Here is a 12,416-nt window from a genome sequence, read left to right on the forward strand (position 1 = left end):
TTCCGATGTGGGGCGGCCGGGCGCCCCCCCCGCCCCCGCCCCCCGGCCCCCCGTCCCCGGCCCGCCCCATGGCGGCGCCGAATCCGGGGCCGGGCGGGCGCGCCGTGGTTGAGTAGGCCGTATGACGACCTCCGCGCGCCCCGTCCCGCCGACCGGCCCCTCCGGCGGTCACCCGCCCTTCCGCGTCGGTCTGATCGGCTACGGCCTGGCCGGCTCCGCCTTCCACGCCCCGCTCATCGCCACCACCCCCGGGCTCCGGCTGGACGCGGTGGTCACCGCCAACCCGGAGCGCCGGGAGCAGCTGCGGCGCGAGCACCCCGGGGCGCGCGCCGTCGACACGCCCGAGCAGCTGCTCGCCGACCCGGAGGCGCTCGACCTGGTCGTCATCGCCTCCCCCAACCGCACCCACGCCCCGCTCGCCCGCGCCGCCCTGACCGCCGGGCTGGCCACCGTGGTCGACAAGCCGCTGGCCGGGACCGCCGCCGAGGCGCGCGAGCTGTGCGAACTCGCCGAGGCCGGCGGCACCCTGCTCACCGTCTTCCAGAACCGCCGCTGGGACGGCGACTTCCTCACCGCCGCCCGGCTGGTCCGCGAGGGCGCGCTCGGCCGGGTGCACCGCTTCGAATCGCGCTTCGAGCGCTTCCGGCCCAAGCCCAAGGCGGGCTGGCGCGAGCTCGCCGACCCGGCCGAGGTCGGCGGCACCTTCTACGACCTGGGCAGCCACCTCGTCGACCAGGCGCTCACGCTCTTCGGGCCGGCCGACACGGTGTACGCCGAGATCGACATCCGGCGCGACGGCGCGGTGGTCGACGACGACGCCTTCCTCGCCCTCACCCACGCCGACGGCACCCGCTCCCACCTGTGGACCAGCGCCGTCGCCCCGCTGATCGGCCCGCACCTGCGGGTCCTCGGCGACACCGCCGGGTACGTCAAGTGGGGCATGGACCCGCAGGAGGCCGCGCTGCGCTCCGGGCTGCGCCCCGACCCCGCCGCCGGGACCCCCTGGGGCACCGAGGACCCCGCCCGCGACGGCGTCCTCGGCACCGACGGGTCCGCCGTCGCGGTGCCCACCGACCCCGGCGACTACCCCGCCTTCTACGCGGGCGTCGCCGCCGCCCTGGCCACCCCCGGCACCCCGCCGCCGGTCGACCCGCGCGACGCCGTCGCCACCCTCACCGTCCTGGAGGCCGCCCGCGCCTCCGCCGCCACCGGCACCACCGTCCGGCTCGGCTGACCCCGGCCCCGGCCCCGGCCCCGGCCCGCCGCTGAACTCCGCTGAACTCGGCCCGCCGCACCTACCGGCCCGCTCCCCCGTCCGCCTACGCTGCACCCCATGCAGACCTGGGAGGAGCGGTACCGCCAGGGCCGGGCGGACAAGGCGGACCAGCAGCAGCGGGCCCGGGCCGACGCGGTCGCCCTGCAGCGCCGCAGCTGGGCCCGGGGCGAGAACGTGCACGGGACGCCGGTCACCGTGACCGCCCCGGACGGCCGGCCGGTCGGCCTGCGGGTCGTGTGGGCCGGCGCCGGACTGCCCGCCGGCCGCGAGCCCGACAGGCGCCGGACCCGCAGCCGCTTCCTCGCCGGCCTCCTGGGAGGCCTCGCCGCGCTGTCGGAACTCGTCGGCGCCCTCGCGCTGCTGGGCCTCGCCCTGCGCTGGCTGTTCATCGAGCTGACCGGCCGCCCGCACTACGCCGTGCTCGCCACCACCGACGGCAGCCCCCTCGCCGTCCACCGCACCCGCCGCCGCAGGCAGGCCCTGATCGCCGCGTCGGCGCTCGCCGACCGGATCGAACACGACGGCACCGCCGCCCTCACATGACGAGGGACGAGGAGCAGCGCCGCCGGGAGCGGGAGTGGACCGCCGAGTTCGAACGACGGGCGGCGGCGACCGACGCGGCGCGGGCGGAGCGCACGCGGGTCGAACGCGCGGCTGCCCTGCGGGCGGCCTGGGCGCGCGGCGAGCGCGGCGAGCGCCATGCGTTCACCGAGGTCGGCGGCCCGGACGGCGGCGAGCCGGTGCGGATCGCGGTGGTCTGGCTCGGCCGGTTCCGGGCCGTGGCCAGGGCCTGCCGCCCGTCGGCCTCGGGAGGCGGCCAGATCACCGACGGGCTGGGCGTCGTCCTCCTGCTGCCGGTCCTGCTGCTGCTGGGGCTCGACCACGGCCTCCGCCTGCTGTTCCTCCGGCTCTCCGGCCGGCCGCGCTGGGCCGTCGTCGCCGCCGTGGGAGCGGGCGGAAAGCCCGTGGTCGTGCACCGCGGGCGTGACCAACGGCCCGCCGCCCTCGCCGCGGCGGCCCTGGCCGAGCGCGTCGAGCGGGAGGGCGCGGCGGCCCTGCGGACCGGGGGCGGCTGAGCGGGGCCGAGCGGGATCAGACGCCGATGACCTCGACCGCCGAGCCCAGCCCCTTGAAGTCCGCGACGTTGCGCGTGTACAGCGGCAGGCCGTGCGCGGAGGCGATCGCGGCGATCATCAGATCGATCCGGCGCGGACGCGGCTGCCGCCCGGCGGCGATGGTCAGCGTCACCAGGGTGCCGTAGCGGGCGGCGGCGGCCGCGTCGAAGGGCAGCGGCTCGAAGTCCGCCATCGCCGCGCCCAGCACCTCCATCCGGGCCGCCCGGCTGATCGGGTCGCGGGCCATCGAGACGCCCTGCTGCAGTTCGGCGAAGGTGATCGCGGTCAGCTCCGGCACGGCCGGCAGGTCGGCCGGGCTGAGCAGCGCCAGGTCGATGTAGACACAGGTGTCCAGCACCCCGGCGGGTCGCCGCCGGGAGGCCCGCCGTCGCTCAGCCACGCCGCGGCCGCTCGAACGGGTCGCCGTCCTCGTCGCCGACCAGTTCCTCCGGGCCGAAGTCCTCCTCGGCCTCCTTGCGCATCTGCTGGTAGTCCACCCGCGGCAGCTTCACGTGCCGCGCCACCAGTTCCTCCGCCGTGAGCCGCCGCCGCCCCACGACCGGCCGCAGCTCCGCGACCTCGACCCCGTTCCTGGTGATGTGGAAGGTCTCCCCCGCCTCCACGGCGTCCATCACCGCGGCGGAGTTGTTCCGGAACTCCCGCTGGGTAATCGTCTTCATCCTCCCAAGGTAGCCCCGTGTAGCACCTGCGGCTACACCTCGCGCTCGATCCGATCCAATAAATCGATCGCACGGACGCCACCCATTCGTTACGCTGCGCACACGAGCAGTCACAATGGGGGGGATGCAGTACCAGGTCAATGTGTGGGACCGGTACAACTGGGACTCGGGCAAGAGCACGAACATCGCCGGTATCAACGTCTCGGACTCGGACATGCAGGGCCTCCACCAGACGGGCCTGGCACAGGAATACAACTTGAACGGCCGAAGTACACCGTCGACCCGGACGGTGAGCGACACCGGGCCGGTTCTGCCTGCGGGCACGGGTGAGCGGTACACCGACCGGGAGGGCGGGCGTACCGACGCCGGGAGGGAGACACGGTGACCTCCACGTCACGAGCCTCGGCAACGGCCGGCCGCTCCCGTCGGCGGTTGCTGATCGGCGGATTCACGGCACTGGTCGTGCTGGTGGCCGCCGCCGTGGGCGGCCTCTACTGGCTGGACTACGAGTCTCGCCATCCCGAGCCCGACAGTGGGCGGCCAGGCGCCTGGATGTCCACGAGCGCGGACGAGGTGTCCCGCTTCGCCCATGTGGGAATCCCGGCCGCGGCGATCGACGTCCGGTGGGGCTACCAGAACGGGTTCCAGGACGACTTCGCCGTCCTCGCGTTCCGTGTGCCGCAGGCCGGGCTGGAGGACTTCAAGGGCACCCTCACTGTCTCGGGCTGGGCCGAGAGCAGGTACGTCCAGAGCGCGGATCTGGACGGCTTCCAGCACGTGGGCGCGCCCGATCCATCAAGCACGCTCCCGCTGACCTGCGGGGACTTCTACTCACCGGGTCCGGCCAAGCAGATCGGCACACGCGTCTGCTTCGCCGCACGGGACGACGGGACGAGTCAGGTGTGGGTCAGCGCGATGCACACACCCTGAACCGGGAACCGGGGCGGGGGTCCGATCGTCTTCCCGGTCTGGAACACTGAACGCACGGGTCCGGAGCGCACAGGGAGGGCGGGGACGTGACGGTGATCGCGATGCTGCTCGGGGTGCTCCGGGTGCTGAGCGGGGAGTGGCTCGCCGAGGGTGGCGGGTCGCTGACCTCGGTGGCGGCCGCGGCCGCCGTGGTGCTGGTGGCCGGGGCGGTCGCGGGGGCGCTGGTCGTCGCGCGGCTGCTGGGGGCGCGGGCGCCCGCGAACGTACGGGACGGGATGCTGCGCAGGCGCGCGTTCCGGACGGCGTTCCTTCCGCAGCGCGATCCGGATGCCCGGGGCCGGCGACGCCCGAGGGCCCCGGGGGCGGCCCCGGCGGCCGCGTAGTCCCGGTAGTAGTCCCGGCAGCAAGTCCTTCCCGGCACACCGCACAGCGCGGCCGTCCTCCGCCGACCACTCGTACCCCGAGGCCCCGGAGGGCTCACCCCGTCATGTCCGTTTTCGCTGTTCTCGACCCGGCCGTCGGCCTGGCCCACGACGTCGTCGCCGCGCTCGCGCTCGTCGTCCCGACCGCGCTCGCGATCGTCCTGTTCACCGTCTGCGTCCGGCTGGCGCTGCACCCGCTGGCGCGGGCGGCGGCCCGCGGCGAGAAGTCGCGCGCCCGGCTGGCGCCGCGGGTCGCCGAGCTGAACCGCCAGCACAAGGGCCGCCCGGAGAAGCTCCAGGCGGCGCTCGCCGAGCTGTACCGGGAGGAGAAGGCCTCGCCGTTCGCGGGGTGCCTGCCGATGCTGGTGCAGATCCCGTTCTTCTCGGTGATGTACCGGCTGTTCACCACGCCGAACGACCTGCTCGGCCACACCCTGCTCGGCGCCCCGCTCGGTCTGCACGTGGGCCAGGTGCAGGGCGCGGGGCAGTGGGCGGTGTTCGCCGTGCTGTACGCGGGCCTGGCGGCGGTGGCGTACGCCGGTTTCCGGCGGGCCCGGCGCGCGCAGGCCGTGCAGGCGGCCAAGGCGGTGCCGGGCACCCCGCCCCAGCCGGGGCTGGCGTTCCTGCCGTACCTGTCCTTCGGCACGGTGCTGTTCGCAGCCCTCGTACCGCTGGCGGCCGGGGTCTACCTGCTGACCACCACCACCTGGACCGCCGTCGAGCGCGCCTGGCTGTACCGGGACGGCGCGCCGGAGCCGGCGGGCGTCGCCCTGGTGTGACGCCCGGGTCGGCCGGACCGTCCGGCCTCCTCTAGCCTGTGTGATCGTTTGGACCGGTCGGGCCGGACGATCACACAGGTGAGATCACGCGGGTGAGATCACACGGGCGAAGGGAAGGTTCGGATCATGGCGGTCGCTGCTCCGGCGTTGGCCGAGTTGCGGGAGGTCTGCCAGCCGCAGGCGAAGCTGGCGAGCCGCAACGGGGAGCACTGGGCGGGACGGCTCTACATGCGCGCCGTCTCGCTGCGGGTCACCCGGCAGCTGGTGCGGACCTCGGTGTCGCCCAACACCCTGACCTGGGTGATGGTGGTCTGCGGGGTGGGCGCCGGGGCGGCGCTGCTGATCCCCGGGCTGCCGGGCGCGGTGCTGGCGGTGGCGCTGATGCAGGGCTTCCTGCTGTTCGACTGCGTCGACGGCGAGGTGGCCCGCTGGAAGCGGCAGTTCAGCATCGCCGGGGTGTACGTCGACCGGCTCGGCGCGTACCTGGCGGACGCCGCGCTGATGATCGGCGCGGGTGTCCGGGCCGCCCGGGGCGGGTCGGAGCTGTGGGTGTCGGTGGGCCTGGCGGCCGCGCTCGGCGTGGTGCTGCTGAAGGCGTCGACCGACCTGGTGGACGTGGCGCGGGCGCGCAGCGGGATGGCCCCGGCGAACGAGGAGTCGACGCAGCCCCGCTCGCAGGGCATCGCGACGGCGCGCCGGCTGGCCTCGGTGTTCAAGATCCACCGGGTGACCAACGGGATCGAGGCCTCACTGGTGCTGCTGGCGGCGGCCGTCGTGGACACGGTGGTCGGCAACACCGACCCGACGCAGGCGACGGTCGCCGCGATCACCGTGATCACCTGGGGGATGGTGGTCGCGCACCTGGCGTCGATCCTGTCCTCTTCCCGGCTGCGCTGAGCCGCACGTAGGACGGCTTCGGAACGGCGCGCCGACCTGCGGGGCGGCGCGCCGTCAAGCGTCCACGCGGTGATTCGGGGGCGCGCAACCCCCCTCTCCCGTCGCACGGCGAACCGTCCTCGGGGGCCACGGCGATGCCCCCGGAGGACGACGCGGGCCGGTCGGACCGGGTGCGAACGTGGGTTCGGGGCACCGGAGTTCGGGCCCCGGGGAGGGATCACCATGAACGTCACCCGCACCGCCCGCGCCGGCCGCCGCACCGTGCGGCTCGCCGCCGTCACACTGGCCGGGGCCACCGTCGTCGCGCTCGCTCCGACGGCGGCGACGGCCGCCGGAGGGACGGCCGCACCGCCCGCCGTATCGGCCGACGCCGCCGCCCGGGTCGACCTGGGCCCCGAGCTGCGGGCCGTCGTCGAGCGCGGCTCCTCGACCGCCGCGCTCGGCGAGGCGCGCGAGAACGGCCGCCGGGTCTGGCGGGACGCCACCGGGGTCGCCGACCTCGACTCGCAGCGGCCGGCCCGCGCCGACGGCCGGTTCCGGATCGGCAGCGTCACCAAGACCTTCGTCTCCACGGTCACGCTCCAGCTCGCCGACGAGGGCAAGCTCCGGCTGGACGACCCGGTCGAGCACTACCTGCCGGGTGTCGTCCCGAACGGCGGCGCGATCACCCTGCGGCAACTGCTCAACCACACCAGCGGCTTGTACGACTACCTGTCGGACCCTCGTTTCCTCTTCGAGGACGAGGCGAGCCTGCGCAGCTACCTCGCCGACCGCCGCTGGAAGACCTGGAGCCCGGCCCAGCTGATCGAGGTCGGCGTGCAGGCGGCGCCGTACTTCCCGCCCGGGCAGGGCTGGCACTACTCGAACACCAACTACGTCCTCATCGGCGAGGTGATCCGCAAGGTCACCGGGCACAACTGGCGCAGCGAGGTGGACCGGCGGATCGTCAAGCCGCTGCACCTGAACGACACCACGTTCGCGGGCGCCCGGACGGGCGTCCCCGGACCGCACGCGCACGGCTACGCCAAGCTGCCGGAGGGCCCGGCCGACATCACGCTGATCAATCCGAGCTTCGGCGACGCGGCCGGCGACGGCATCTCCACCACCGCCGACCTCAACCGCTTCCACGCCGCCCTGTTCGGCGGCAAGCTGCTGTCGCCGGCCCGGTTCGCGGAGATGACCACGGCCGTGCCTGCGCCACTGATCTTCGCGCACTACGGGCTGGGCCTGATCCGGTACGACCTGTCCTGCGGCGAGGTCTGGGGCCACACCGGCGGGATACCGGGGTACAACACGCTGTGGCTCGGGGCGAAGGACGGCACCCGGCAGTTCTCGCTCTCCTACAACCTCACCCAGGGGTCCGAGACCGATGACACCTTGACCACGCTGAACGCCTTCATCGAGAAGGCGTCGTGCGGCCCGGCCGGTGCCGCCACCACGGACACGCGCACGGCGAAGTCGCCGTTCACGCTGCTGCCTTGAGCGACCGGCCGGGCGGGGACACACGGGCGTCAAGCCCGCTGATGCCGATTAGCCATCGCGGCCACCCCCGCCGTTCGACCGGGTCCCGGGATACCGCCGGTGGACCGCCGGGGGCCTCCGGGGCCATCCGCAGGACGACGCGGGGCGGGTGGGGCGGATGCGAGCCTGAGTGAGACGAGAGGCCCGAGGTCCGGGCCGGGGAGGGTGGATCGATATGGCGTTCATTCAGGTTCAAGCACCGCGCAGACGCGGCCGGTTGGGGAAGCGGCTGGCGGCCGTCGCGCTGGCCGGGGCGAGCGTCGTCGCGCTCGCCCCGGCGGCGACGGCCGCGGCGGCGGACGCGCCCGCCGGGGTCGACGCCCGCAGGGGAGGCGTCGACGCCCGGGCGGAGCTGCGGGCGTTCATCGCGGACGGCTCCTCGACGGCCGCGTTCGCCGAGGTCCGGCAGGACGGCCGCCGGATCTGGCAGGGCGCCGCCGGCACGTCCGACCTGGCCACCGGGCAGCCGGTCAGGCCGGACGGCCGGTTCCGGATCGGCAGCGTCACCAAGTCGTTCGTCTCGACGGTCGTGCTCCAGCTGGTCGCCGAGGGCCGGCTGCGGCTGGACGACCCGGTGGAGCGCCACCTGCCGGGCCTCGTCCCGAACGGCGGCGCGATCAGCGTGCGCCAACTGCTCAACCACACCAGCGGATTGTTCGACTACCTGGAGGACCCGCAGTTCTTCTACCGGGACGAGGCGAGCCTGCGCGACTGGGTCCACGGGTCGAGCCGGTGGCAGGACTACCGGCCGGAGCAACTGGTCGCGATCGGCTTCTCGCACGCGCCGTACTTCGCGCCGGGACAGGGCTGGAAGTACTCGAACACCAACTACGTCCTGGCCGGGATGCTGATCCGGAAGCTGACCGGGCACAGCTGGCAGAGCGAGGTCGAGCGGCGGATCGTCAAGCCGCTGCACCTCGACGACACGACCTTCCCCCGGTCCGAGACCGGTGTGCGCGGCCCGCACGCCCACGCGTACGCCAAGCTGGCGGAGGGCCCGGCGGACATCACCCGGCTGAACACGACCGTCGCCGACGCGGCGGGCAACGGGATCTCCACGCCCGCCGACCTCAACCGCTTCCACGCCGCCCTGTTCGGCGGCAAGCTGCTGCGGCCGGCCGAGCAGGCCGAGCTGACGCGGACGGTGCCGACCGGCTCGGGGCACTCGTTCTACGGACTCGGCGTCGCCAAGGCCGACTTCGGCTGCGGCCCGCTGTGGGGCCACGACGGCGGGCTGCCGGGCTGGGGCACGCTGCTGTTCGGCACGGCGGACGGGAAGCGGCAGGTCGCGCTGTCGTACAACCCGTACGAGGGCACGGACCAGTCGGGTCTCGACGAGGCGGCCGTCAACGTGGCGATCAAGACGCTGTGCGGCGCGCAGGCTCCGGCCGGCGCGGCCGCGGACGCGGCGGCGGGGCTGTCGGCCCTGCGGGGCGCGGGCGCGGCGGGCGCCGCGCGCTGACCGAGGACCCGGTTCGGGCGCCGACCACGGGGTGGCGCCCGAACCCGGGTCGATGCTTCGTCAGTTCCCTTGTGGACATCGGGTGGTAACGGCGTTTTCCATCGGTTACGTTGTTACCCATGAATACGATCTACCAGGACGCGTTACAGCGCGGCCAGGAATCGGCCCGCGCCGCCGTCCTCGACTGCGCGATCGGCCTCCTCATCGCCGACGGCCCCGCCGCACTGACCATGCGGCGGGTCGCCACCGAGATCGGCGCGTCGACCAAGGTCCTCTACACCATGTTCGGCGCCAAGGAAGGACTCGCCGACGCCCTGTACCGGGAGGGGTTCGCCCGGCTGCGCCGCGCCCAGGAGCGCACCCCGCGCAACGCCGACCCGCTGACCCACCTCGATGAGCTGGGCGCCGCCTACCGGCAGCACGCCCTGGCCGAACCCGCCTACTACCGCGTCATGTTCGAGCACGCCATCCCCGGCTACCGTCCGAACGCCGAATCCCTCGCCTCCGCCCAAAGCGCCTTCGACGCGTCCGTGGCCGCCGTCCAGGCGTGCATCGACGCCGGGGTCTTCCGACCCGGGGATCCGTACGAGATCTCCAAGCTGTTCTGGGCCGCCGCGCACGGCGCGGTCAGCCTCGAACTCGCCGGCCACTTCCCGCCGGAGAGCGCGGCCCGCCGCTACACGGCGCTAATGACGGCGGTCGGCTACGCCTTCCTGGCCGACGACCACCGGCCCGACGAGTCCGACGAGTCCGACGAGTCCGACGGAGGACGGAACGCATGACCGGCCCGACGCGCACCAACCGCTACCTGTCGGGCAACTTCGCCCCCGTCACCGAGGAGGTCACCGCCTACGACCTCCCCGTCACCGGCCGGATACCCGCCCACCTCAACGGCCGGTACCTGCGCACCGGCCCCAACCCGCTCGGCGTCGAGGACCCGGCCGCCCATCTCTGGACCCTCGGCGAGGGCATGGTGCACGGCGTCCGCATCCGTGACGGCCGCGCCGAGTGGTACCGCAACCGCTGGGTCCGGTCCGCCTCGGTCGCCGACCGGCTCGGCGAACCGCGCCGTGGCGGGCCGGTCGACGAACGCATGGACTTCGCCCCGAACGTCCAGGTCGCCGGGCTGAACGGCCGCACCTTCGCCCTGATCGAGGGCGGGCTGAAGCCGTACGAGCTGACGTACGAGCTGGACACGGTGGGCGCCTGCGACCTCGGCGGCACGCCCGAGGGCTACACCGCCAACGCGCACTCGGTGTTCGATCCGCGCACCCGCGAACTGCACTCGCTCGCCTTCCTCTACGGCGTCGAGGCCGTCCAGCACATCGTGATGGACGACACCGGGACCGTCAGGCGTGCGACGACCATCCCCACGCCGGGCAGCCCGTACATGCACGACTTCGCGCTGACGGAGCAATATGTCGTGCTCTTCGACGGGCCCGTGGTCTTCAGCGCGGCCCACCTCGGCACCGGCGTGCCGTTCGTCTGGGACGACAACCACCAGGCGCGGGTGGGCGTGATGCCCCGGGAGGGCGGCGAGGTCCGCTGGTTCGAGATCGCGCCGAGCCTCGTCGGGCACACCCTCAACGCGTACGAGGACGGCACGGACGTCGTCGTCGACATCGTGCGCCACCCCGAGGGCTTCACCATCCGGGACGTCGGACGGAGCCGGCCGACCCTCGACCGCTGGACCGTCGACCTCGCGGGCGGCGGGCGGGTACGGGAGGAACGGCTCGACGACCGCGTGCAGGAGTTCCCGCGACTCAACCCCCGTTACACCGGGCGGCCGTACCGGTACGGATACGCTGCCGCCGTCGAGCTGTACGCGCCACCGACCGGCGTGGACAACCCGCGCCCGGACGAGGGCTTCAGCAACGCGCTGCTCAAGCACGACCTGCTGCGCGGCACCACCGAGGCCCATGAGTTCGGGCGGTTCGGGGCGGTCGGAGAGGGCGTGTTCGTGGCGGGCGAGAACCCGGCGGCGGAGGACGACGGTTATGTGATGGCCTACGTCCACAACCCCGAGCGCGGCGCCGCCGACCTGGTGATCCTCGCCGCCCAGGACTTCGGCGGCGAGCCGGTCGCCCGCATCCACCTGCCGGTACGCGTACCGCTCGGCCTGCACGGCAACTGGGTGCCGGACGGTGAGTCAGGGGCGCACGAGATCGAATGAGTTACTGGAGCCCGTGGACCGGAGGATGTGCTTCCCGCTGTCGGTGATGTGGTTCACGAACGTGAGGGTGCATCGCAGGGGCCGCTCGATGCTGACCGTCACCAGGTGGTCGGATTCCGGGTCCTGGCGGTAGCGCCAGGCTCCCTCCGTCACCTTCACAACGCTCGCCGTGGAAGGGGATCCGGGATCCTCGCAAGCGGACGCCGGTATCGCGGAAGACCGGCCGAGCCGTCCGCCCTCCACCAGCTCCAGTTGGGCATCGGCCGGCCCCTCCACCACCCATCGGCCCGCCGGGCTCGGCGGCGGGTCGGTGGAGAGGAGGGAGGGGAGCACGAGGAAGGCGCCGAGCACCAGGAGGAACGCCAACACGACGGCGGGGACGGCATACTGCGTTGATTTCGACACGCCGGGGAGGGTAGCAGCGCAGGTCTCCGCCTCCGGAGTGCGCTCCGGGGAGGAGCTTCGACCCGCCGATCGGCAGGTGGACGAGGGGAGTTCGGCACCTGGACGATGATCGGGCCACGGTCGTCGTCATCCCTGCCCACCCCCTGCGGCGGGCGATGACGGGGCAACGACGGTGGCGGATGCGTCCGACCTGGCCGACCGGGCAGCCGGTCAGGTCGGGCGCGCGCCGCGCCGCGCCGCCCCGGGCGGGGGCTACTCGGGTATGCGGTGGTCGCGGTCGTGGCGGTGGGGGTCGTGGAGGAAGTCCGAGCGGAGTCGGCAGACGGCGCCGACGATCGCCGCGGTGATGATGAGGGCGAGTAGACCGAGCATGGTCAGGCGGCGTGGTCGAGCTCGAACCAGACCAGCTTGCCGAGCTTCTGGGGCTCGGCGCCCCACCGGTGGGTGAGGCCCTGGACGAGCTGGAGGCCCCGGCCGGATTCGGCGAGCCCGGCGGGGGTGCGGGGGTCGGGGAGGTCGGAGGAGTTGTCGGCGACCGAGACCCTGAGCGTGCGGTCGAGGAACAGGACGAGGACGACGGGCGAGTCCGTGCGACCGTGACGCCAGGCGTTGACGATCAGTTCGACGAGGGCGAGTTCGGCATCGGCGATGGCGTCGGGCCGGAAGCCCGCGAGGTTCATGGCGGAACGGAGCGCCTCGCGGGAGACGGTGAGGGAGGGGGTGTTGCGGTTACACATGGGGACTCCCAGCGGTGTA

At 73.8% G+C, this 12,416-nt stretch carries 16 protein-coding genes; 12 read left to right on the top strand and 4 right to left on the bottom strand.

All coding sequences use genetic code 11. The features are described 5' to 3' along the window. Positions 1–121: 121 nt before the first annotated feature. The 3 genes from ABZW10_RS27155 to ABZW10_RS27165 all read left to right on the top strand — a co-directional run bounded on the left by ABZW10_RS27155 (position 122) and on the right by ABZW10_RS27165 (position 2,352). Entirely contained in the window at positions 122–1,234 is a 1,113-nt protein-coding gene (locus ABZW10_RS27155; protein ID WP_355370534.1) for a Gfo/Idh/MocA family oxidoreductase, read from the top strand. A 99-nt stretch (positions 1,235–1,333) separates the two neighbouring features. Continuing rightward, on the top strand, positions 1,334–1,819 hold the full coding sequence (locus ABZW10_RS27160; RefSeq protein ID WP_355370537.1) for a hypothetical protein: 486 nt from the start codon (positions 1,334–1,336) through the stop codon (positions 1,817–1,819). Further along, positions 1,816–2,352 (top strand): hypothetical protein, encoded by a 537-nt coding sequence (locus ABZW10_RS27165; RefSeq protein WP_355370539.1) that lies wholly within the window; start codon positions 1,816–1,818, stop codon positions 2,350–2,352. Before ABZW10_RS27160 ends, ABZW10_RS27165 begins: the two co-directional genes overlap by 4 nt. A gap of 16 nt (positions 2,353–2,368) precedes the next feature. Here the strand turns inward: ABZW10_RS27165 and ABZW10_RS27170 are convergent, their stop codons facing one another. Both ABZW10_RS27170 and ABZW10_RS27175 read right to left on the bottom strand, forming a co-directional pair. After that, on the bottom strand, positions 2,369–2,791 hold the full coding sequence (locus tag ABZW10_RS27170; RefSeq protein WP_355370541.1) for a type II toxin-antitoxin system VapC family toxin: 423 nt from the start codon (positions 2,789–2,791) through the stop codon (positions 2,369–2,371). Then, on the bottom strand, positions 2,784–3,071 hold the full coding sequence (locus ABZW10_RS27175; RefSeq protein ID WP_355370544.1) for a type II toxin-antitoxin system prevent-host-death family antitoxin: 288 nt from the start codon (positions 3,069–3,071) through the stop codon (positions 2,784–2,786). The genes ABZW10_RS27170 and ABZW10_RS27175 overlap by 8 nt, the downstream gene beginning before the upstream one ends. Before the next feature lie 124 nt (positions 3,072–3,195). Here ABZW10_RS27175 and ABZW10_RS27180 point away from each other — a divergent pair, with 124 nt between their 5' ends. From ABZW10_RS27180 to ABZW10_RS27220, 9 genes are all read left to right on the top strand, one after another. Beyond that, a complete protein-coding gene (locus tag ABZW10_RS27180) occupies positions 3,196–3,456 on the top strand; it encodes a hypothetical protein (RefSeq protein WP_355370547.1) in 261 nt (86 codons plus the stop codon). Positions 3,457–3,503: 47 nt separating this feature from the next. Next, positions 3,504–4,001 carry a hypothetical protein gene (locus tag ABZW10_RS27185; RefSeq protein ID WP_355370550.1) on the top strand — a complete coding sequence of 166 codons (498 nt, stop codon included), beginning with the start codon at positions 3,504–3,506 and terminating at the stop codon, positions 3,999–4,001. An 86-nt stretch (positions 4,002–4,087) separates the two neighbouring features. Next, positions 4,088–4,384 (top strand): DUF6412 domain-containing protein, encoded by a 297-nt coding sequence (locus ABZW10_RS27190; protein WP_355370553.1) that lies wholly within the window; start codon positions 4,088–4,090, stop codon positions 4,382–4,384. 104 nt (positions 4,385–4,488) lie between these two features. Continuing rightward, positions 4,489–5,202, top strand: a complete 714-nt coding sequence (locus tag ABZW10_RS27195; protein ID WP_355370555.1) for a YidC/Oxa1 family membrane protein insertase — start codon at positions 4,489–4,491, stop codon at positions 5,200–5,202. Between the two features lie 126 nt (positions 5,203–5,328). After that, positions 5,329–6,099, top strand: a complete 771-nt coding sequence (locus ABZW10_RS27200; RefSeq protein WP_355370558.1) for a CDP-alcohol phosphatidyltransferase family protein — start codon at positions 5,329–5,331, stop codon at positions 6,097–6,099. 222 nt (positions 6,100–6,321) lie between these two features. Beyond that, positions 6,322–7,581, top strand: coding sequence for a serine hydrolase domain-containing protein (locus ABZW10_RS27205; RefSeq protein WP_355370561.1), 1,260 nt, complete (start codon positions 6,322–6,324; stop codon positions 7,579–7,581). Between the two features lie 214 nt (positions 7,582–7,795). After that, a complete protein-coding gene (locus ABZW10_RS27210; protein ID WP_355370563.1) occupies positions 7,796–9,082 on the top strand; it encodes a serine hydrolase domain-containing protein in 1,287 nt (428 codons plus the stop codon). A gap of 119 nt (positions 9,083–9,201) precedes the next feature. Then, on the top strand, positions 9,202–9,864 hold the full coding sequence (locus tag ABZW10_RS27215; protein ID WP_355370566.1) for a WHG domain-containing protein: 663 nt from the start codon (positions 9,202–9,204) through the stop codon (positions 9,862–9,864). Further along, a complete protein-coding gene (locus tag ABZW10_RS27220) occupies positions 9,861–11,255 on the top strand; it encodes a carotenoid oxygenase family protein (RefSeq protein ID WP_355370569.1) in 1,395 nt (464 codons plus the stop codon). Before ABZW10_RS27215 ends, ABZW10_RS27220 begins: the two co-directional genes overlap by 4 nt. Here the strand turns inward: ABZW10_RS27220 and ABZW10_RS27225 are convergent. Further along, on the bottom strand, positions 11,232–11,660 hold the full coding sequence (locus ABZW10_RS27225) for a hypothetical protein (protein WP_355370572.1): 429 nt from the start codon (positions 11,658–11,660) through the stop codon (positions 11,232–11,234). The genes ABZW10_RS27220 and ABZW10_RS27225 overlap by 24 nt on opposite strands. 374 nt (positions 11,661–12,034) lie before the next feature. Beyond that, entirely contained in the window at positions 12,035–12,397 is a 363-nt protein-coding gene (locus ABZW10_RS27230; protein ID WP_355370574.1) for an ATP-binding protein, read from the bottom strand. Between the last annotated feature and the right edge of the window lie 19 nt (positions 12,398–12,416).

The organism is Kitasatospora sp. NPDC004723 (assembly GCF_040609255.1).
Lineage (GTDB): Bacteria > Actinomycetota > Actinomycetes > Streptomycetales > Streptomycetaceae > Kitasatospora.